This window comes from Paraburkholderia edwinii (genome assembly GCF_019428685.1).
Lineage (GTDB): Bacteria > Pseudomonadota > Gammaproteobacteria > Burkholderiales > Burkholderiaceae > Paraburkholderia > Paraburkholderia edwinii.
This window is the reverse complement of record NZ_CP080096.1, coordinates 1820262-1840333: the sequence shown is the minus strand read 5'-3', so window position 1 is coordinate 1840333 and position 20072 is coordinate 1820262. Positions and strand designations below refer to the sequence as shown.

Genomic DNA, 20072 nt, shown 5'->3' with positions numbered 1-20072 from the left:
GCGCTTTCAAGCGGCACGAGCGGCGATCTGGCCACCCTTGCCCCTGAACCCTTGAGAAACGAACGCGCTCGCGAGGCACACCAGTGCGCGCAACGCCGCCCGCGGATGCGTGAGGCACGCATGGACCTGCTCGCTACGGCTCTCTCCGAACAGGCACCATGCGCAGAAGTGTTCGCAGTTGTTGGTCAGCAGCCGATAGCTGTTTTCGCCGAGGCGCGAGCGAGCGCGGCGCACCGCTTCCGCGCCCGCGAACTTCGGAAGCGGGTGCGGCAGCACGGCGATCGCGTGCCCTGCGGCAAACTGTTCGAGCGTGACTTCCGCTACCGGGCCACGGTGCGCGGAACCGGCGTAACCTGCGTAGTGAACGATCTTGCCATCGCCGACATAGATGCCGTGATGCGCATAGCCGCGGCGTTGCGTAACGAGGTGGGCGCCGAGCGCGGGTTCGTCGTCGAAGCCATAAACCGTGACATCGTTCACCATGCAAGCCGCCGTGCAATGCGCCGCAGGCTGCTGTTCGATGGTGCTCGCTGGCTGGTAGGTGATGTTCATGGCTCGCTCGTTTCACTGAAGTCCAACACTGTTGCGAACGTTTTTGCATCATCCGGACCAGCGCTTGCAAGTGCTTGATCTATCAGGGAAACGTGCTAAATCGAAAGGCATTGGCGCGCCCCGCTGTAGGGAGCGTCCCAACACTATTCGCGTGCAGGTGTCGGCAGTCCGCAACCAGTTCGCATGCGTGCCGTTCATTGGCATTGCCAGGTGCACAAAAAGGTCCGCCGACCGGCGAAAGGCAAGCCGACGCTCGATGTGTTGGGTGTCCCAACGTTTTGCGCGAGACGGTGTTGGCCGCGGCGGAACGTAAGCGCCGGGAGCGGCGTGCGACGATACGTATCGGAATGCGAAGATTGCCGCGCAATCAAGGCGTTAGCATTTCGTATTCTGAATAGATACAAACTGGCATACCCTTTGCGCTACTCTGCCGCAGCTATCCTTGAACACAATGGCCGCGCAGCGCCGGCTTCTTCCGGAGAACCGATCATGGCTTCGATCGCTATTCACGACCTTTCGCACAACCTCGCGCTCGACCGCAAGGCAATGACCGCGATCCGCGGCGGCGGTGGCGCACCGTGGGTATTCGGCTGGATCCAGCCCTACGTACGCAGTTCGCCGAGCATGGGCCCGGTCGTCAATCTGTACGAAGTGCAGAACAACTTCTACGCGGACCAGATGATCAACCAGTTTCAGACCGTCGACGTGCGCAACAGCGCGCCGAATTCGAGCATCAGCGTCGCGCCGGACGCGCTCAGCAGGAACACCGCCTGACCTGAGCCGACATCGTGATGGGAGCGAGCCACTTCCGCTGGATGTCGTCGGCGCGCTCGGACGCCGGGCGCGTGCGCGACATCAACGAGGACGCCTGCCTCGATGAGCCGGCGCGCGGATGCTGGGCGGTCGCCGACGGCATGGGCGGCCATGCGGTCGGCGACGTCGCGAGCCGGCTCGTGATCGAACAGCTGCGGCAACTGCCCCAAGCGGCGAGCGGCATCACTCAAGGTCTCGCGCAAGCGCGCGCGCACCTGCTCACCGCAAACCAGCAGCTGCGCGATGAGGCGGCGCGCCGCCAGGTACAGCGAATTGGCAGCACGGTCATCGTGCTGCTCGCATGCGATCGGTTCTGCGGGTATCTGTGGGCCGGCGACAGCCGCATCTATCTATGCCGCAAAGGCCAGTTGCGGCAACTGACGCGCGATCACAGCCACGTCGAGGAACTGCGCGCGCTGGGCCAGTTGACCGACGACGAGGCGCGCCATCATCCGGCGCACCACATCATCACGCGCGCGGTCGGCGCAACCGATCGGCTCGATCTCGACGAAGACACGCTTGAAGTGGCCGACGGCGACGTGTTCCTGCTGTGCAGCGACGGCCTGTCGAACGAGCTGACCGACGCCGAAATTCTCGCTACGCTCGCCGCAACGTCGCCGTTCGATTGCCGCCGCGTTACCGACGAACTCGTCGACCGGGCACTGGCACGTGGCGGGCGCGACAACATTACCGCGGTCGTCGCGCAGGCCGAGGATCCGCTTGCATCGGACAAGACGCTGTTGAATCCGACAAGCTGATGCATATGCGAAGCGCGCGCTGTGCCTAGCGCATGTCCGCCTCGCTCTCATCGGCGTCGTCCGCATGGCTCTTTTGCGATGCGCCGCGCGGTGGCTGAAGATGACGAAAGTCCTTCGAATGCAGCCCGTGCTTTTTCAACAGCATCTGCAAGTGCGAGCGATTCATATCGACGCGCCTCGCGAGTTCCGCCACGGTGCCGCCCACTTCACGCAAGCCGCGCTGCAGGAATGCCTTTTCCGCTTCGTCGCTAGCGGCGCGCTTCGCATCGCTTAGCGACAGCAGATTCGATATGCCCGCCTCGGCTCCTCCGCCGTTTATCGCCGCCCCGACTCCGAGCGCCGCCGACGCCGCAACGGCCGACGGTGAACCAACCGCGGGCCGCACATCGACCGGCAGGTGTTCGATATCGGCGATATCGCCGGCAAGGCACGACACGCGATACAGGATGTTGCGCAGCTCGCGGATATTGCCCGGATACGCGTACGTCAGCAGGAAATCGCGCAGACGCGGCGTCATTCTGACCGGCCGGCGCTTGAGCGCACCCGCCGCTTCGTCGCCGAAGTACGAGAACAGCAGCGGGATTTCATCGCGACGCTCGCGCAGCGGCGGCAAGGTCACATGAATCACGCTAAGCCGGTAAAACAGATCCTCGCGAAACGTGCCCTGCTCGCTAAGCTTGCGCAAATTGCGGTTGGTCGCCGCGACGATGCGCGTATCGACCGCGATCGGCTCGTCGGAACCGACGCGCTGGATCTCGTGCGCCTCGAGCACTCTTAGCAGTTTCACCTGCCCCGGCAACGGCAGCTCGCCGATCTCGTCGAGAAAAATCGTTCCCGTATGCGCACTTTCGAACTTTCCCTTGCGATCGTTCGATGCGCCGGTAAACGCGCCCTTGCGATGACCGAACAGTTCCGACTCGAGCAGATTGTCCGGAATCGCCCCGCAGTTCACCGATATAAACGGCTTGTCCGCGCGGCTGCCGTTCGCGTGGATCACCTTCGCCATCAGTTCCTTGCCGGTGCCGCTTTCGCCGTCGATCAACACCGGCAAATCGGTCGGCGCGGCTTTCTCGGCAATCTCCAGCGCTTCCAGCAGCTTCGGATTGTCGCCGAACGTGCCCTCGAAAATAAAACTGCGCGCCAGCAGCGCTTCGCGCCGGGCGCCGCGCGTCTGGGCCTGTTCAATGGCCGCCGCGCGTTCCGGCTCGGCCGTTGCGGCCTGCACGAAACGCTCCTTGTGCGATAGCTGCATCACTTCGTCGCGCAGCACGCTCGCCTGGCGCAACAGCTTTTCGATGTCCGCGCGCTCAAGCCGTGAGGACCAGCGCAGCGTAGAACGAAGAATTTCAATCTTTTCGATCAGCCCTGCATAGGAAATCGCGGGGCTGTTGTCTTCCGGCTGGTCGAGTATTTTCATCACGCGCTCAACTGTTTCTGGACGAGCTGGTAGTACATGCCCTTCCGGTTGACGAGCTCCTCGTGCCGCCCCTGCTCGACGATCGCGCCTTCATACAGCACGAGGATCTTGTCCGCCCGCATGATCGTGCTCAACCGGTGCGCGATGATCACCGCGGTGCGGCCCTTCAGAATGTCATGCATATTGCTGAGAATATTGCTCTCCGATTGCGTATCGAGCGCCGAGGTCGCTTCGTCGAACACGAGCAGCCGTGGGTCGTGATACAGCGCTCGCGCGATGCAAAGCCGCTGGATCTGCCCACCCGATAGCCCGATGCCGCGCTCGCCGACCACCTGTTCGTAACCGAGCGGCATCCTGGCGATAAACCCATGCGCGTCGGCCATCTTCGCGACTTCCTCGATGCGGCGCCGGTCGGGCGTATCGTCGCCGCTCGCGATGTTTTCGGCGATCGTCCCCGAAAACAGCAGATTGGTCTGCATCACATAGCCGATCTGCGCGCGGTAATAGCCTTTGTCGACCACATTGAGGTCGTAACCGTCGACGGTCATCTTGCCTTCGCTCGGAGCATAGAAGCCGACCAGCAGCTTCGCGAGCGTCGTCTTGCCCGAACCGCTGCGCCCCACGATCGCCACGAGTTCGCCAGGCTTGATATCGAAGCTGATGTTTTCGAGTACATACGGCGCGTCGCTCTCGCCATAGCGGAAATAGACGCCATTGAGGCTGATTTCGCCTTGCAGATCGGGCAGCATCACGCGCGATTGAAGGTCCTGCGGTTTCTGCTCCGGCTCGATATCGAGCACATCGCCCAGGCGCTCCATTGCCACGCCCGCGTCGTTGAGCATGCTCCACAAGCCAACGAGCCCCATCAGCGGACTCAGCACGCTGCCCATAAACGCGTTGAATGCAATCAGTTGCCCGATCGTCATTTCGCGCGCGAGCACGAGGTTCGCGCCGACCCACAGAATCGCGATGGTCGTCGCGGCATTGAGCAACTGGCTGCCGAAGCCGACCATGATGTTGAACGCATGTGCGCGGTACTGCACTTCAAGCGCCTTCGCATACTTTTTTTCCCAGCGCAGCCGCACAGGACGTTCGATGCCCATGCCCTTCACCGTTTCGACGCCGGACAGCGCCTCCATCAGGAACGCTTTCGAATCGGTCGACGCGGCGAACACCTCGCGCGCATAGGCCTTGATTTTCGGTGTCGCAATCACCGTCAACGCGATAATCGGAATGACGAACGCGATCAGCGTCAGTGTCATCTTCACGTTGTAGAAAAACATGATCGCGAAGTAGATGAACACCATCAGCAGGTTCAGCGCGGTGGTCACGGTCGATTCCGTGAGGAAGGCGCGTATCGTCTGGTTCTCCTGGAAGCGCGCGAAAATATCGCCGGTCTTGCGCTTCGCAAAGAACGAAAACGGCAACGACAACGTGTGCTTGAAGAACTGCGACATCATCGCGAAGTCCATGTTGCGCACCATAAAGTTCGACAGGTACGCGCGTATCGTCGACATCAGCTGCGAAAACACATTCGAGATGATGAGCCCGATAATCAGCAGATGCAGCAGCCCGATGTTCTGGTGAACGATCACGCCATCGAGAATGTTCTGGATGATCAGCGGCGGAATCACCCCAAGCACCTGAATCACGAAAGTCGCCAGAAACAGGTACGCAAGAATCTTGCGATACGGCGTCAGGTAACCGATAAAACGCAGCCACGGCGAACGCGACGCGGCGAGTTGGATCAGATTCGCACCAGGCGTAAACAACAGACATGTGCCGCTCCAGCCGCGCTCGAAATCTTCAACAGCGAGTTTCCTGAAGCCGAGCGCCGGGTCCGCAAGCCACACCGTGTCATGCGATACGCCGTACACCACCACATAGTGGTAGCCCTCCCAGTGAATGATGAACGGCAGCTCGAAGCCGCGCAGCGAATCGAACGTGCACTGCACGCCATGCGTGGTAAAGCCGAGCGCTTCGCCCGCGCGCGCGAGGCTGTCCAGGGTCGCGCCCTGCGTCGTCACATTGGCGAGTTCGCGCAGCTTGCCAAGCGTCATTGGAATGCCGTAGTGCTTGCAGATCATCGCAAGACACGCGGCGCCACAGTCCATTTCCTCCGCCTGCTCAACGAGCGGAAACCGCTTGATCACGCGCTCGCCGAATTCCGGCTTCGTATGCAGATCGAGCGTCAGCGGACGCTTGCGCCGCTGCTCGAGCCGTTTCTGGCGCTCGAGCTCGCGGTCCGCATAACGGATGCGTTCGTCGAGCACCTCGCGCAGCTTCGGATTGCGCTCGAGGATGAAATGCACGGTGCGCTCGGGAATCACAAGCAGCCGCGTATCAGTGCTCGCGACGACAGACGCCATTTGCTCCTGGCGCATCAAGCAGGCCTTTTCGCCGAATATCTCGCCATCGCGCAACGTCGCGATCGTGTAGTCGTGACCGTCCTCGTTGCGCACGATCTTGACTTCCCCCTGCCGCACCACGTAAAGGCGCCGATCGTCGCGCGTGTCCTGCCTGAGAATTTCCTTGCCGGCGCTTACCCGCTTAACGCCCACGCTGCGCACATATTCTTCGAGTTCGGTCTTGTTGAGCTTGCCGCGCAGATCGAACAGTTGCGCGACAAAGCCGCCCGCGGAATTGATCGCCACATAGCTCGCCACAAACGCATGCGCGGCCTGATTGGCGACGATCACCGGCTCGATTGCCGCATGCGGAATAAACAGCAATTCCGTTTTGGCGGACGCGCGCACCGACGATTCATGCACGTAAGCACGCAGCATGGCGATCTCGCCGAAGATCTCGCCCTGCTTGCGCACCCCCATGCTGATTTCCTTGCCGTGCTCGTCAGTAAAAATGCGCACGGAGCCCGATTTGATCACGAACAGCCCATCGGCCGGATCTCCGGCGTTGCAGACTGTTTCGCCGAACGTATAGAAGCGCGATTGCGCCTGCGCGGCGAGGCGCTCGATCTCGTCGCGCGAAAACGGCGACAGGATTTCAACCGACGCGAGAAAATCGGCTGTGGATGGCGACGTTTGCGGAGGAGCGTCCATATCAGTGGCGTCTCGTCGAATTCATGGCGATGCAGCGGCAAACAGGTTCAGCTGCCCCGTGCCGTCAGCGCGCCTCGATAATGTGTTCCTGCGCACGCGCCATCAGCCATTCCTCGCGCAGCAGGCGCCGGATTTCCGATGTGACATCGTCGTCGAGCGTGGCCGGATACTTCGCGGTGACCGCGAAAATTTCGAAGCACGAACGGTCCGACGAGGCAAACGGCCCAAGCAGATCGCCGACGCCCGCATTGAAGATCTTCGCCTCGATATCGGGCTTCAGCGATCCGCGCAGCACCTTGCCGATCACGCCGCCCGCCGCGCCCGTATCGGCAATGGAATGCTCGCGCGCCATATCGGCGAAGCTGTCGGGATCGTCGTGCAGATACGAGATCATCTCCTTCGCCTTCCCTTCGCTATCGAGCACGATATGGCTGACCTCGATCGCATCGAACTTCGGCGAATTCAGCGAAAAGTAGGCTTCGATCGCGTGATCGTCGGCGATGCTGTCGAGCATCTTTTCCTGGTAGAGACCATCCGTGATGAACGATTCGAATTGATCGAGCGATACGCCCATCGCATCGAGATACTGGTTCGTTTCGGCCGCACGATGCAGGCCACGTACGCGGCGAAACTGGTCCGCGCGCTGCTGGATGTCGTCGGCGCTCACGGTAATGCCGTGCTTCTTCGCCGCATGCACCGTGAGCTTGTCGCGCACGAGCTGTTCGATCAGGCTTTCGAACTGGCCCGTCAGTTTCAGCAAACGTATGAACTCGGCATCGTCGACGACTTCATCATCGATTCGTACAATCGCGGTCATCTCCTTCGCTCCTTTGGTTATGCGCCTGCGTGCCGACGTGCGTGCCATGCATCGGTTAAAGGCGCTTGTTTTCTGCTATCCGGCCAGTTGCCGGAACGGGTCGAGTCCGAGATCGATCAACCTGCGTTCGCGCACGACGATTTCCGCGCTCGCGGTCATGCCGTAACGCAACGGGTAGCGGTTTTCCGCCACCTGGTAGTAGTCTTTGTCGAGTGTCACGCGGCCTTCGTATACCGGCTGCTTGTCGGGTCCGGAAGGTTTCGTGGCCGGCGAAATATAGGCAAGCGTGCCTTTGATGATCCCGTAGCGCTGATACGGAAACGCATTGAATTTCATCTTCACCGCCATGCCTTCATGCAGGAATGCGCGGTCGCGCTCGGCGATTTCGATCTTTAGCACCGGGCGCGCATCTTTAGGCGCGATGCCGCCAAGCGGCGCATTGGACTGGATCTTGTCGCCCGTCTGCGTCGACGTGACATCGGTAATCACGCCCGACACCGGAGCGAGAATCAGCAGGAAGTTGTCCTTGTCGATATTCTCGAAGCGGATGCGCGCCGCTGCATCCGATACGAGGCGCGCAGTTTGCAGTTGCAGACGCAGCTTGTCTTCGGTGCTCGTAATCTCGCGCACGGCCGCGTCGTATTGCAGCTTGAGGCTGGTCGCCTGCTGGCCGCTCGTTTCAAGCTGCGCATTCGCTTCGGCGAACTCGTGGCTGAGCTTGAAATCGAGCTCGGTCAGTTTCGATTGCGCGACACGATAGGCGTTTTCTGCTTCCAGATACGCGTTGCGCTTCTGCTCGACCTGCAGTTCCGCGACACCGCCGCCGCCCGGTTGCGCGAAAAGACGCGCGTATTTGTCGAACTCGCTACGCGTCGCGTCACGAAGGTGGCGCGCATTGTCGAGATTGCTGCGCGCTTCCTCGAGCGCCGCTTTTTGCCCTTCGGCAAGCTTAGTCGTGCCTTCGGAAACGCGGTTTTCGTGCAGCCGTTCTTCGACTTCGAGCTGAGCCTTGAGCGCGGCGGCTTTTCGCTCCATCAGTTCCTTCTTCTCGGGAAACTGCTTCCATTCGCGCTCGGCATCGTCGAGTTTCAACTGCGCCTGCAGCGCATTGGTCGCGGCTTCGATCGCACCGCGTGCGTTGAGCCGTGCGAGCACATCGCCTTTCGATACCGGCTGACCTTCGGCGATAAAGAGGTCCGCGAGTTCGCCGTCGATCGGCGCATAGATGCGCCGCACCTCCGATTCCGGCGATAAGGTCCCTTGCGCGGTAACGATCACATCCGCGCGGCCGAAAAACGACCATAGCAAACCGGCCGCCACGAGCGCGACCATCGCCAGCACGAGCGCCTGCGCGATACGCACCGGCTCCGCGGTCAAAATCGCAATGCCCTCGACGCTGTGGTCCTCGAGCGCCTCGTGCAACGGCTTAGGGTGAGGATCGCGCTTCACCGTCTTCGCCTCCGATCAATGCAAGCTTGGCCTTCAGCAGGCCTGGTTCGAGCACCATGCGCAGTTCTTCGAGCGAGCGGCGCTGCAAAGCGCTCTCCGCATCGATGTCTTCGACGAGCTGATCCCACTGCGACGGATGATCGGCTTTGAGCTGCGTATAGACGCGCATGCCCTGATGCGCGAACGCCTGCGCGTCGGTCAGCAAGCGCGCCTGGCTGCGAAACTTGTCGGAAATGCCCGATTCGAGCCGCTGCGTGCCGCCGATCGAACCGTTCGCGCGGTACTGGCGCCACAATGTCTGCGCGCGTTCGAGCTGGGCATGGGCCTGCGCCAATGCGTTGCCGCGCAGCGACGCGACGTCCGGCGCGACTGCGCGCACGAACCACACGTCTTCGGCCGGATCGAGCCCGGCATAAAACGACAGCAGACGCTGCTGATAGTCTTTGCCGCCGCGACGGCTTTGCAGATCCGCGAATTGTGCGGCGAGTGCCTTCTTATGCGCGTATTCGGCGGCGATTTCCTGGGACCATGCACCGCCTGCAATCTGTTGCAAGCCGTCGAGCGCCTTTTGCGTATCGCCGCGCTGCCACGCGGCAATCGCATCGTCGTGCTGGCGAATCACATCCGGCGACGGCAAACGCGAAGCGGCCAGCTGGCGGTATTGCGCCTGAAACGGCGGCGTCGTGAATCGAACCTGCTTCATCTGCGTGAGCAGCGGTGTCAGGCGTCGGGCCAGCAGTGCATTCAGGAGGTCGATGTATTGGCGCAGGTCGGCACGCAGACTGTCGAGGCCGGCAAGCCGCGGATAGCGCTGCGCATAGTCGTCGAACACGGCCGTCAGCGCATCCGGTTTGTCGCGCGCGAGTTCGGTGCTGATCGTTGTGTTGAGCCGATCGATGGCGGCGACATACACCGAGTCGTCGCTTTGCAGTTTGCGCAGATGGCTCAGGGCAAGCGCATAAGGGTCTGCAAATTGCGGCACATACGATGCGATTCGATCGAGCGTGCGCTGATGGCTTTTAGGGTCGTCGTCCCAGTGCTGGAGCAGGCGGTTGATGCTCGCCTCGTCGCCGTAGATTTGTATCGGCGCGTCGCCGCCCGGCTGGCCGCTGCCGGCCGCCGCGGCGGTTCGGCGTCGCGCCGCAAAACGCTCGAGTTCGCCGACCCATTGCAGTTCGTCGATCAACGGCGCGGTATCGGTATTGCCCGCACTCGACGCCTTCATCCCGCCGATCAACGCCGCCGCGCGGTCGAACTGCCCCGCACGCAATGCGTCGAGCCAGCCGGGCACGCGCGCCTTCATCAGCGCAACGCTCGCCAGTGCCTTGACCGCATCGTCGGTCGGATGGCGCGCGAGATAAGCGTTAGCGACGAACAACGCCTGTTCGTCGTCGCCGCTCGCGAGCAGATGCTTGAGTTCACGCTCCGAAGCGCCCCTCATATAAAGCGCGGTCGCCACGGCCGCGATCACTATCACGACCGCAAGCAAACCGATGCCGATGCGACGCAGCGTCTTGCGGTCGCCGCCCGCGAATGCGCGTGCGTACTCGCCCGCAAGCGCGCTAAAGAGGTTACGCGGCCGGCGCGAACGCGGCTCGTCCGCGGCATGATTGGTCGCCGCAGGCCGTGCAGCTTCATTGACTTCGTCCTCGCGCTGCACCGCGCGATCGACATAGAAAATATCGAGGAACGAATGCGCGGCGCCGACAAAGGTCGTCTTGTCCATATCGATCGCGGGCTCGATCGGGGGTGCAGGCGTCGGTGCCGGCACCGGCGCCGGTTGCGAAGCCGAGGATTTTTCATCCGGCACGGCGCGGTCCGCCGCCGCCTCGTGCGACGCATGACGCGCCATCAGATGCGTAACGGTCGGTTCGATCTCGGACGCCTTGTGCACCTTCACGCGATAGACGAAATGGTCGCTGCCGAATCCGAGCACATCGCCGTCATGCAGCGCGAGCGCCGATTCGTCGAGTCGTTTTCCTCCGACAAACGTACCGTTCGTACTGCCCAGATCCTCGACGTACGGCTCGCCGCCACGCAGAAACAGATGCGCGTGGCGGCGCGAAATGTAGTTGACCTGATGCGGGAAGCGTTCCTTGTAACGCGAGAACAGCGGATCGGTTTTGCTGACGAGAAACGGAAACGCCTGCACGTCGATCGGTTCGAGGCCAAGGTCGGCGCGTTCCGGAACAAGCGTGACGCTCACCTGCTGCGCGGCAAGCGCCGCAGCCGCATCGAACGCGCGCGGCTCGATGCCGACGCGATAGGCCAACTCGCCGCCGAAGCACAACTGGTCGCCGGCTCGCACGCGGCTTGGCGATTCACGCACGCTAACGCCATTGACCGATGTGCCGTTCTTGCTGTCGAGATCGGCGACATAAACCGCGCCATGTTCGGAGAAGATTCGTGCATGACGCCGCGACAGGCGGGCCACGCGCTCATGCGGATAATCGGCGAACGGCGCCTCGCTGCGGCCGATGGCAAAGAGACTCTCGCTGATACGGATCGCGCCAAGTGCCGGGTCTGAAACCGGCACAAGCACGACATCGAACTCCTGGTTCAGAGTCGCCCGCATCTCAGCAATCGAAGCTTCGCCGGGGTTCATCTTTCTGGATCACTAAGCGTATACCCGCTGCCGCTTCCATCGGGTCGAAGCGTCAGAGGAATGCCGTCAGAAAGCGCGGCAGAGAGCGCGCGGGCGGCCCGAAACAGGGGGCGGCGGGCACACAGCGATTTTAAGTCACGCATGACGGTAGTCAATTCTTTGAATCGTTCACTTGCATCTGGATATCGACCGGCGGCCAACCGCCGCCCAGTGCCTTGTAGAGCAATACCGTGTCCGACAGAATCTGCTGATGGTTCAACACCAGCTCGAGCTGCGCTTCGAGATACGACCGGTCCGTTTCGAACACATCGAGCTGCGAAATAACGCCCTCTTTCAACTGTGCATCGACCTGATCCGCGACGATGCGCAGGCGCTCGACCTGCTGCACCAACTCCACGCGTTGCGCCTTGTGCGCATTCAGATTCACGAGCGCGCTTTCGACTTCTTCAAACGCACCCATCACCGTGCGCCGGTATTCCTGCTCGGCCACCGTGGCCTGCGCTTCGGTCGTTTTCACATGTGCGCGCACGCCCGGGTCGAGAATCGGAATGTTGATGCTCGGCATCACGCCGAACGTGAACGTTTTCAGCAAGTCCGACAAAGCGAGGCTTGCCGTGCCGCCGTGCGCGGTAAGACTCACGGTCGGCAATTGCGCGAGCTTCGCTTCGCCGACCAGATCGTACGACTCGAGCACACGCAATTCGGATGCGACGATATCCGGGCGCCGTGCCAAAAGTTGCGACGGCAAGCCGGCCGGCACCGGCGGCAATTGCACGCGCTGCTGCAAATGCCCGGGCGGCACCTTGTATTCGCCGGCCGGCACGCCGATCAGCGTGCACAACGCGTTGTTCGCGAGATCGCGCGAACGGCGCAGATCGAGCAGATCCTTCGTCAGACGGTTGATCTCGGCCTGCTCGCGCAGCACCTGCGTCTTCGGTATCAGGCCGCTTGCGTTCATGCCCTGGAAGATCGTCAGGATTTGCCGGTTTGCGTCGATCATTTTCTGCTGCTGTTCGATCTGATCGTCGAACTGCAGGATCTGGAAATAGGTGGTCGATACGTTCGACACCAGTTCCAGGTACCCTGCGCGCCAGTCGGCTTCGGTCGCGCGAAACTCGGCTTTTTGCGCCTGCACGCCTTTCTCGACTTTGCCCCAGATATCGATGTCCCAGTTCACCTGGGTCGCGAGGTTGTACTGCCTGGAAAACGGCACGCCAGTGGTTTTTTCGAAATTCGCGCCGGCGCCGAGATCCATCGTCGGCAAGGCGCCCGCTTTGGCTTCGGCAATCTGTGCGCCGGCTACGTTGATACGCGCGGCGAGAATCTTGATGTCGAAGTTGCCGTCGATCGACTTCGCGATCAGCGTGTTCAGGTACGGGTCCTGGAAGGTCTTCCACCAGTCCGGCTCGATCGTGTCGGACGCCGAGACCGACGCGTCGGTGTGATCAGTCCATGATGCTTTGGCAGGCGTGTCCGGGCGTTTGTAGTCCGGCACGTGGGCATCGATGCAGCCGCCCAGCAATGCACAGGTAAAGAGCGCCTCGATGGCGATACCGGCGACGGCAGACCCGCGTATGACAGTGCGGCGATCGCAGGTCCGCTGCGCGATGCGGTTGCGGACCCATCCGGTCAAGCGGCGAACCAATGAACGAGGCGACACGGACACGGTATTCTCCGAACGATCCCGGCGATGCCACAGCAAGGCGCGCGATTCAAGTAAAGCACGTCCCGCGCGGCATCTCTATCGATATCCGCGTGAATCGAGGTGTACTGGAAGGCGTGCGTCGAGGCGGAGTGCGCCGGGCGGGCCGTATGGAAAGGACGATTCTGCTTATCTGCTTTTTGATGCGCGACCGCTTAACGGAAAACGGTGCTGGAGTGCGATCGGTATGGCAATGCGCACACTGCATCGGCACTGCAATGCGGCCCGCGGAAGGCCCGGTCCAGCCTCCGCGGAGCCGTCAGGCCAATTAATAGACGTTGACGTTGTTCGTCGCGGTCATGGTCGGCGTGATCGTGGTGTTGAAGTTCTTCGCGAACGCGTTGCCGTTGCCGCTCACGTTGTTGACCGATTGCGACTGGTCAATGAGCTGCTGCGCGGAGACGGTCTTGCTGTCGTCGAACTTGAACGACAGGCTCGGGAAGTACGGGTAGGCGACATAGCCGCCACGCACGGCCTTCATGGCCTTGCTGTCGAGTTGTTCGGTAACGTGCAGGTCTTTGATCATCAGCGATTTCATCACGGTTCTCCTAAGAAGGTGGACGCAGGTCTGCGTTTTCAGGTTCGAGCATTTCTTGTCTGCTCGCGGCTTACTAACGCATGGGCTGTGCCAGTGATGAGCCCGCTCTCGTTCAAAGCGCGCAAAGCCCTGTAAATGCGGGGGCTTTCACTCGATGAGCTGCCTGATTGGAGTGCTGAAGCAGGCGTGCTGCCGCTTAAGATAGATGGGTGTGGGCCAACATCACGCTGTTGGGTGTTGCCTCATGGGCCACACCCTCTGCGGCATGTCATTTCGCGATCACCGTGATCTTTTTCGAATAGATCGGCGGATCGGTCGGCACATGCTTGTCGTCGCCCATCAGCAATTGCAGCGTGTGCTTACCCGGCGGCAATACGATCATCGTCTCGGTTTCGCCCGCGCCGAAATGCAGATGCTGGCGATCCGATGGAATTTCCTGGTCCATCGGCGGCAGATCGCAATCGATCAGCAGATGATGATGCCCCGTGTTCGGATATTTGACGCCCTTGGGCGCGACACCCATATAGCGCAGCCCGAACCATACGCGAAACGGTTTGTTGGCCTGCACGACCTGGCCATCGTTCGGGTAACCGATATACGCAATCGCGTCGCGCGGCGCTGGCGTCGTGCCGGCCGACGCATTGCCCGTAAACCCGCCCATCAATGCGGCGAGCGCCGCAGCGGCAAGAATCTTGTACATGACTGGCGCTCTCCGTCGAGCATCGTTCGCGCGCTCCAAGGGCGCCAAGGCCCTAAGAGCTCATCACTTGACGATGATCGTGATTTTCTTCGAGTACACGGGCGGCACATGCGGCACGTGGTTCTGATCGCCGAGCAGCAGTTGCAGCGTGTGCTTGCCCGGCGGCAATTCGATGCGCGCATCGGTCTCGCCCGCACCGAAATGCAGATGCTGGCGATCGGACGGAATTTCCTGGTCGAGCGGCGGCAGGTCGGTATCGATCAGCAGATGGTGGTGCCCGGTGTTGGGCACGTTGACGCCCTTCGGGCACACGCCCATATTGCGCAGCCCCATGCGAACCCAGAGTTTGCCGCCCTGAATGACTGCGCCGTCGTACGGCCAGATGATGTATTCCTGCGCGCCGGGCGGCGACGGCGTCTGCTGGGCGGAATGCACGCTCGATGGGCCCAGCGCGATACACGCCGCCGACGCAATGAATAGCGCGGCTAGCACGCCTGGTGTTCTTGTTCTTCGCATGGCGCATTCTCCCGAAGGAAGGTCAGGGCTTTGCGATTCTGTTTCAGCTTAGGACGGAAGACGGAACTTGCCAAAAAGATACGCGACACTCGTTAACGTTCTGACGTTCGGACTGCGTGCTATCTTTTCGATGAAGGCCGGCGAGACGTCCCGTACCCATAGACGGTTCTTAGCGGACAGGATTTGAATATGTGGCGAACACTCCTGCTGGTATGCATGATCGGGCTCGGCAGCGCGCATGCGGCCGGCGCCGACACCGTTTCCGCCGAACGCAAAGTCGCGCTGGTGATCGGCAATAGCGACTATCCGGCGCACCCGCTCGCTAACGCACGGCACGATGCCGCGGCTGTCGATACCGCGTTGAAGTCGCTAGGCTTCGACGTGGTCAGCGTGTCTGATGCAACGCCGCAAGCCATGAATGAGGCAATCGCCGAATTCGGTAAGCGGCTGCAGGCGGGCGGTACCGGTCTTTTCTACTTCGCCGGGCACGGAGTCCAAACCGCGCATTCCACCTTGCTGCTTCCCGCAGGGAGCGATACGCGCGCGCCGGCGGCGCTGGTGCGCGATGGCATCGATCTCGCGGCGGTATTGCGCGTGATGTCGGTTGCGCGGTCGCAGCAGCGCAACGTGGTCGTGCTTGACACATGTCTGGTGCAACCTTTCGCGCGCCCTGCCCGATTCGATGCGGCGCTGCCCGCGTTGCCCGCTCAAACGTTTATTGCGTATGCAGCGGAGCCCGGTGCGTTTGCATTGGACGGCGAGCAACACGGCTTGCTGACCGGCGCGTGGTTGCGCCGGATTCAAAATGCGCCGCCAAGCGTGCAAGGCGACGACATCGATGCGATGTTGCCAATGCTTCAGCATGCGGCAGACGAAGTAGCGGCACTTACGCACGGTCAACAAGAGCCGTGGATGTCGTCGACAATGCGCGAAACATCGGGCTCCAACGGAAATGGCAAGCGCAACGGCAGCCTCGATGGCACGCGGAATTTTGATGCATCGCAACGTGTCTCGCTCGCGAGTTCGGCGTACGACGACGATGCGATCGCACGCATGCCACGCCGCGGCATCATGCCCAAAGACAGCAATGAGCAATACGAGCTGACTTTCTGGGACTCGATCAAGGACAGCAACTATGCAAGCGATTACGAAGCCTATCTGAAGGCCTATCCGAACGGACGCTTCGCGACGCTTGCGCATGCGCGCATCGAACGTTTGAAGGCTGCAGCGGGTGCGCAAAAACCGCAAACGGCGCCGGCGCCTCAGGCAACCACGCCTGCCGCACCCGCCGCACCCGCGCCGCAGCAACAACGTCCCCCCGCGGCTGCAGCGCCCGCACCCGCACCTACACCCACACCCGCGCAACCGCCCGCAAAAACGACATTCGCCGCAAGCGGCGAAAGCAAGGACTGCGCAACGTGCCCCGTGATGATCTCTTTGCCCGCCGGCTCATTCACGATGGGCAGCAACTCCGATGACCCGTCTGAAAAACCGCCGCATCACGTAACGATCGCGGCACCTTTCGCGATCGGTAAATACGAAGTGACGGTCGAGCAATGGAATGCATGCGCGGATGCGAACGTGTGCCCGCGCCTGTCTGCGGAAAACAATTCCGTGAAGAACGCGCCGGCACGCGATCTAAGCTGGGACGACGCTCAGCTCTACGTGAAATGGCTCGCTAAAACGACGGGCAGACCCTACCGCCTGCCGACCGAAGCCGAATGGGAATATGCGGACCGCGCGGGCACGACGTCGAAATACTGGTGGGGCGAACAGATGCGCAAGGGCCAGGCAAACTGCAAGGATTGCGGCGACCCATGGCATAAGGAGGGCCCCGAAAGCGTCGGCACATTCGCGGCGAATCCTTATGGATTGCACGACATGAACGGCAGCGTATGGGAATGGGTCAGCGACTGCTGGCACAACTCGTACCAGGGCGCACCGAACGACGGCCATGTATGGGACGCACCGGGCTGCAATATGCGCGTGATCCGCGGCGGTTCCTGGCGCGAAGGCGCCGACTATATGCTCACGTCGACGCGCTTCAAATACAGCCAGAGCGTGCGTCAATCCCAAGACGGCTTTCGCGTCGCCAAAGATCTGAAATAGGACCTGAAATAAAGCCGAAATAGCCGCGCGGCCCAGTGTTCAGCGCCCGCGCGCCTTGCTGGTAATCGGCGCGATGTCCGCGACGATCTTGTCCTGCCCGTACTTCTCAGCTATCTGCTTGAGCCTCGTATCGAGCAGCCTGAGATAATCGGCGCGTGCTTCGCTTTCCGGCCGCGCGCTGTCGAAAAGCGGCGCCGGCGTGATCAGCAGCACGACCAATTCCGTACCGAACGGCTTCGACACGATCCAGTCGCCGCCCGCGCCGATCGTCGCCTTGTAATGCGGCGGCGCCTGGTTATCCTTGGCGCGCGGGCCCGGCACCAGATGCACGACACTACCGTCAAGCACGTAGTAGTCGACGTTGACGTACGAGTCGTAGCCCGGCGTCGATACGTCGACAACAAGCGGTTCGCCTTCAGTCAGCTGTCCGCCCGATGCGCGCGTATGAAGCGTCGCCGCATGGCCCGCATCCCAGTTGCGCGCCCAGTAAGGCGCGTACGCGTCGAGCACTTCGCATTTATCCGCGCCTAGCGGCAGCACGTCGAGATTGAGTGCGTCGACGCCCGGCATCGTGCCGACCGTTGTCTTCAGCTTGTCGATGCCGTCGGGTTGCGCGACAAAGCCGCGCAATTGCACCGCTCGACCACTAATCGATGCTGCAAGTGCGGAACACGGCAGTTTTGCAAGCAATGGCGAGACCGCCGCGAGCGTCGGCGCCGGCGGTGGTGTGACGCGCGCCGTTTGCACCGGCGTTTCATTCTGAGCTTGCCTGGCGGTTTCCGGTGCCGTTTGCGATGCGCCGATCGCGCCCGTTTGAGCCGGCGCCTCCAACGTGCCCGAAGCCTGCGTTTCCGAAGCCGACGACATTTGCTGTTCGACAGCCTCCGTTGGCGCGGCACGATAGCGATAAACACCCACGCCTGCGGCAAGCAGCGCAACAAGCGCCGCAACGCCTGCTTTCAACGGCCAGCCCGACCATGCACCGGGCGTATCGCCGCCCTTCCTCAACGCGCCTTGCAGCGGTTTAGCCTTGACGTTCGCCGGGCGCGCTTCATCGACGCAAAACTCTTCAACAAATTGCGCGACCGTTGGCGTGCGCGATGCCCGGTCGAACGACAGCGCCGCGCGCAAGGCGCGCCATTGCCGCGTACTGAGTTGCTCGGGACGCTGCGGCTGCTTGTGCGCGGCGCGCGCCTGCGTCGCGGACATCCGGTCGAACGGATGGCGCCCCGTGAGCAATTCATACGTGATGCAGCCGAGCGCATAGATGTCGTCGCGCGGATCGGGCTCCAGATGCTCGAGCATTTCGGGGCTCGCATAGGCAGGCGTCAACGCGCCCAGACTGCCCGGATCGAACACGGTCGCGTCGTTCTCTTCCTCGCTTCGCTGAAACACGCGCGCGATGCCGAAGTCGATCACCTTCACTTCGCCATGCTCGGTCAGAAACACGTTCGCGGGCTTGAAATCGCAATGCACAAAGCCGCGTTCGTGCGCATAGGCAAGCGCGGCCGACATGCCGCGCACGATCGGCAGCGCGGCGCTCACAGGCATGCCATGAAAATCGGGCGTACGCAGAATCTGGCTTAGCGGCTTGCCCGACAGATATTCCATCGTCAGATAGACGATGGCGCCGTCGCGATCGAAGTCGTAGACGGTGACGATATTCCGGTGCGCGAGTACCTGCGCCTTGCGTGCTTCGCGCTGCAGTGCGATCAGCGATTTCGGGTTGCCGCGAAACTGCACATTGAGCACCTTGATCGCGACATACGGCTTACGGTCCGATGCTTCGAGCTTGCGCAGATCGAGCGCCTTATAGACGGTGCCCATGCCGCCGATGCCAAGACACTCCTCGAGCACGAAACGGTTATTGAGCGTGTCGCCCGTGCCTTTGACTTCACCGGATGAAGCACCGTGCGCAAGCGTCGCACCGATCGTTCCCGACGGCGATGACGACGGCGGCGGCACCGGATGCACAGGCGCAGGCCCCGCCGCCCCGGCGCCGCTGGGCGCTCCGCCATGGCCTGGCGTAGTCTGCACACGCGTTTCCTCGCCGCCTGCCGCGGCGAGATTCGACACCGGCAATTGCTCGATTCTGCGGTGAACCTCCGCATAGAGATCCGCCGGCAACGGCGTGTGCGAGTGCGCTTCGCGAAGCACATCGAAGAGCCGCGCGGAGCCCATGCCGTCGGTCGTCAACGTGCTGTCGAGCTGAGCGACGAACGCATCGTGTGAAAGCGCGCCGCTCTGGTAATCCCGGATCAGATGCGCAAGGTTGGCCATGGGTGCGAAGCGATGCAGCGCTCGTTGGGATAGAGGAGATCCTGTCGTAATCAATTACATGCGCTCGTTCGATAGTAGCCCGCACGATTCTCTTTCGCAAACGGAATCGGCCACGCGAATTCACTAACTTCAGCGGCCAAATTCAGCGGCTAACCCGAAGGTTAACCCCACGTGTTGCGACCCGGCCAACAGCATCGGGCATTCAGTTGGCCTCAACCCGTCATCAACCATCCGCGGCCGCTCCCGTCGACGCGCCGAACATCGTGCCCGGCCACGCGCCGGGTGTGTCGCGCACGCGTAAGCCCCTTATCTGTCAACGGCCCGATCGCTTTTGCACCATAACTGCCGGGTGCTCGTTGCAGCGACTGGCACAGCCTGTGCGTTAGTGACGCCCGAGCAGACAAGATGCTCAAACGAACCGCAAGACCCATCTATTCCTCGTTAGGAGAACTTTCATGAAATCGCTGACCATCAAAGACCTCGCCATGGCCGAACAACTCGACAGCAAGGCCATGCAGGCCGTGCGCGGTGGCTATATCGCCTTCCCGTACTACCCCGACCTGTCGCTCAAGTTCGATAACAGCAAGACGGTCAATGCGCAGCAACTTGTAAACCAGTCGCAGGACGTGAGCAACATCAGCAACAACGGTAACGCGTTCGCGAAGAAATTCGACACGACGATCACGCCGACGATGACGGGCACGAACAACGTCAACGTCTATTAATCACAACGCTTCACACGGGGGACCGGGAGCGC

General features: G+C 61.7%; 15 protein-coding genes. 4 read left to right on the top strand and 11 right to left on the bottom strand.

Annotation, left to right across the window (positions count from 1 at the left end):
- Positions 1–6: 6 nt before the first annotated feature.
- Positions 7–552 (bottom strand): lecithin retinol acyltransferase family protein, encoded by a 546-nt coding sequence (locus tag KZJ38_RS30005; RefSeq protein WP_425518383.1) that lies wholly within the window; start codon positions 550–552, stop codon positions 7–9.
- A 489-nt stretch (positions 553–1041) separates the two neighbouring features.
- Between KZJ38_RS30005 and KZJ38_RS30000 the strand changes: the two genes are divergently transcribed.
- Positions 1042–1326, top strand: coding sequence for a hypothetical protein (locus KZJ38_RS30000; RefSeq protein WP_219800708.1), 285 nt, complete (start codon positions 1042–1044; stop codon positions 1324–1326).
- A gap of 17 nt (positions 1327–1343) precedes the next feature.
- Entirely contained in the window at positions 1344–2123 is a 780-nt protein-coding gene (locus KZJ38_RS29995) for a PP2C family protein-serine/threonine phosphatase (protein ID WP_425518382.1), read from the top strand.
- 25 nt (positions 2124–2148) lie between these two features.
- On the opposite strand, the gene KZJ38_RS29990 is transcribed toward KZJ38_RS29995, so the two are convergent.
- From KZJ38_RS29990 to KZJ38_RS29950, 9 genes are all read right to left on the bottom strand, one after another.
- Entirely contained in the window at positions 2149–3543 is a 1395-nt protein-coding gene (locus KZJ38_RS29990) for a sigma-54 interaction domain-containing protein (protein WP_219800706.1), read from the bottom strand.
- On the bottom strand, positions 3540–6599 hold the full coding sequence (locus KZJ38_RS29985) for a peptidase domain-containing ABC transporter (RefSeq protein WP_219800705.1): 3060 nt from the start codon (positions 6597–6599) through the stop codon (positions 3540–3542). Before KZJ38_RS29985 ends, KZJ38_RS29990 begins: the two co-directional genes overlap by 4 nt.
- 64 nt (positions 6600–6663) lie before the next feature.
- Positions 6664–7416: a peptidylprolyl isomerase gene (locus KZJ38_RS29980; RefSeq protein WP_219800704.1), complete on the bottom strand. Its 753-nt coding sequence runs from the start codon at positions 7414–7416 to the stop codon at positions 6664–6666.
- A 75-nt stretch (positions 7417–7491) separates the two neighbouring features.
- A complete protein-coding gene (locus KZJ38_RS29975; protein WP_219800703.1) occupies positions 7492–8865 on the bottom strand; it encodes a beta-barrel domain-containing protein in 1374 nt (457 codons plus the stop codon).
- Positions 8843–11470, bottom strand: a complete 2628-nt coding sequence (locus KZJ38_RS29970) for an FHA domain-containing protein (protein ID WP_219800702.1) — start codon at positions 11468–11470, stop codon at positions 8843–8845. The genes KZJ38_RS29975 and KZJ38_RS29970 overlap by 23 nt, the downstream gene beginning before the upstream one ends.
- A gap of 151 nt (positions 11471–11621) precedes the next feature.
- The gene (locus KZJ38_RS29965) at positions 11622–13136 is read right to left on the bottom strand and encodes an efflux transporter outer membrane subunit (RefSeq protein ID WP_425518381.1); all 1515 of its coding nucleotides are present in this window, start codon (positions 13134–13136) and stop codon (positions 11622–11624) included.
- A 304-nt stretch (positions 13137–13440) separates the two neighbouring features.
- Complete coding sequence (locus KZJ38_RS29960; protein ID WP_219800701.1) at positions 13441–13710, bottom strand: hypothetical protein; 270 nt, start codon at positions 13708–13710, stop codon at positions 13441–13443.
- 268 nt (positions 13711–13978) lie between these two features.
- Positions 13979–14410 carry a DUF4399 domain-containing protein gene (locus KZJ38_RS29955; protein WP_219800700.1) on the bottom strand — a complete coding sequence of 144 codons (432 nt, stop codon included), beginning with the start codon at positions 14408–14410 and terminating at the stop codon, positions 13979–13981.
- Between the two features lie 63 nt (positions 14411–14473).
- Positions 14474–14926 carry a DUF4399 domain-containing protein gene (locus KZJ38_RS29950; protein WP_246641835.1) on the bottom strand — a complete coding sequence of 151 codons (453 nt, stop codon included), beginning with the start codon at positions 14924–14926 and terminating at the stop codon, positions 14474–14476.
- Positions 14927–15115: 189 nt separating this feature from the next.
- On the opposite strand from KZJ38_RS29950, the gene KZJ38_RS29945 reads away from it, so the two are divergent.
- Entirely contained in the window at positions 15116–17035 is a 1920-nt protein-coding gene (locus KZJ38_RS29945; protein ID WP_219800699.1) for an SUMF1/EgtB/PvdO family nonheme iron enzyme, read from the top strand.
- 39 nt (positions 17036–17074) lie between these two features.
- Here the strand turns inward: KZJ38_RS29945 and KZJ38_RS29940 are convergent, their stop codons facing one another.
- Positions 17075–19315, bottom strand: coding sequence for a serine/threonine protein kinase (locus KZJ38_RS29940; protein ID WP_219800698.1), 2241 nt, complete (start codon positions 19313–19315; stop codon positions 17075–17077).
- Between the two features lie 455 nt (positions 19316–19770).
- On the opposite strand from KZJ38_RS29940, the gene KZJ38_RS29935 reads away from it, so the two are divergent.
- Positions 19771–20040 (top strand): hypothetical protein, encoded by a 270-nt coding sequence (locus KZJ38_RS29935; RefSeq protein WP_219800697.1) that lies wholly within the window; start codon positions 19771–19773, stop codon positions 20038–20040.
- The last annotated feature ends 32 nt before the right edge of the window (positions 20041–20072 follow it).

What these genes read in the sequence shown, in the direction of transcription:
- KZJ38_RS30005 (WP_425518383.1), bottom strand. Translation starts at nt 552, where the DNA reads ATGAACATCACCTACCAGCCAGCGAGCACCATCGAACAGCAGCCTGCG.
- KZJ38_RS30000 (WP_219800708.1), top strand. Translation starts at nt 1,042, where the DNA reads ATGGCTTCGATCGCTATTCACGACCTTTCGCACAACCTCGCGCTCGAC.
- KZJ38_RS29995 (WP_425518382.1), top strand. Translation starts at nt 1,344, where the DNA reads ATGGGAGCGAGCCACTTCCGCTGGATGTCGTCGGCGCGCTCGGACGCC.
- KZJ38_RS29985 (WP_219800705.1), bottom strand. Translation starts at nt 6,599, where the DNA reads ATGGACGCTCCTCCGCAAACGTCGCCATCCACAGCCGATTTTCTCGCG.
- KZJ38_RS29980 (WP_219800704.1), bottom strand. Translation starts at nt 7,416, where the DNA reads ATGACCGCGATTGTACGAATCGATGATGAAGTCGTCGACGATGCCGAG.
- KZJ38_RS29970 (WP_219800702.1), bottom strand. Translation starts at nt 11,470, where the DNA reads ATGAACCCCGGCGAAGCTTCGATTGCTGAGATGCGGGCGACTCTGAAC.
- KZJ38_RS29960 (WP_219800701.1), bottom strand. Translation starts at nt 13,710, where the DNA reads ATGAAATCGCTGATGATCAAAGACCTGCACGTTACCGAACAACTCGAC.
- KZJ38_RS29955 (WP_219800700.1), bottom strand. Translation starts at nt 14,410, where the DNA reads ATGTACAAGATTCTTGCCGCTGCGGCGCTCGCCGCATTGATGGGCGGG.
- KZJ38_RS29950 (WP_246641835.1), bottom strand. Translation starts at nt 14,926, where the DNA reads ATGCGAAGAACAAGAACACCAGGCGTGCTAGCCGCGCTATTCATTGCG.
- KZJ38_RS29945 (WP_219800699.1), top strand. Translation starts at nt 15,116, where the DNA reads ATGTGGCGAACACTCCTGCTGGTATGCATGATCGGGCTCGGCAGCGCG.
- KZJ38_RS29940 (WP_219800698.1), bottom strand. Translation starts at nt 19,315, where the DNA reads ATGGCCAACCTTGCGCATCTGATCCGGGATTACCAGAGCGGCGCGCTT.
- KZJ38_RS29935 (WP_219800697.1), top strand. Translation starts at nt 19,771, where the DNA reads ATGAAATCGCTGACCATCAAAGACCTCGCCATGGCCGAACAACTCGAC.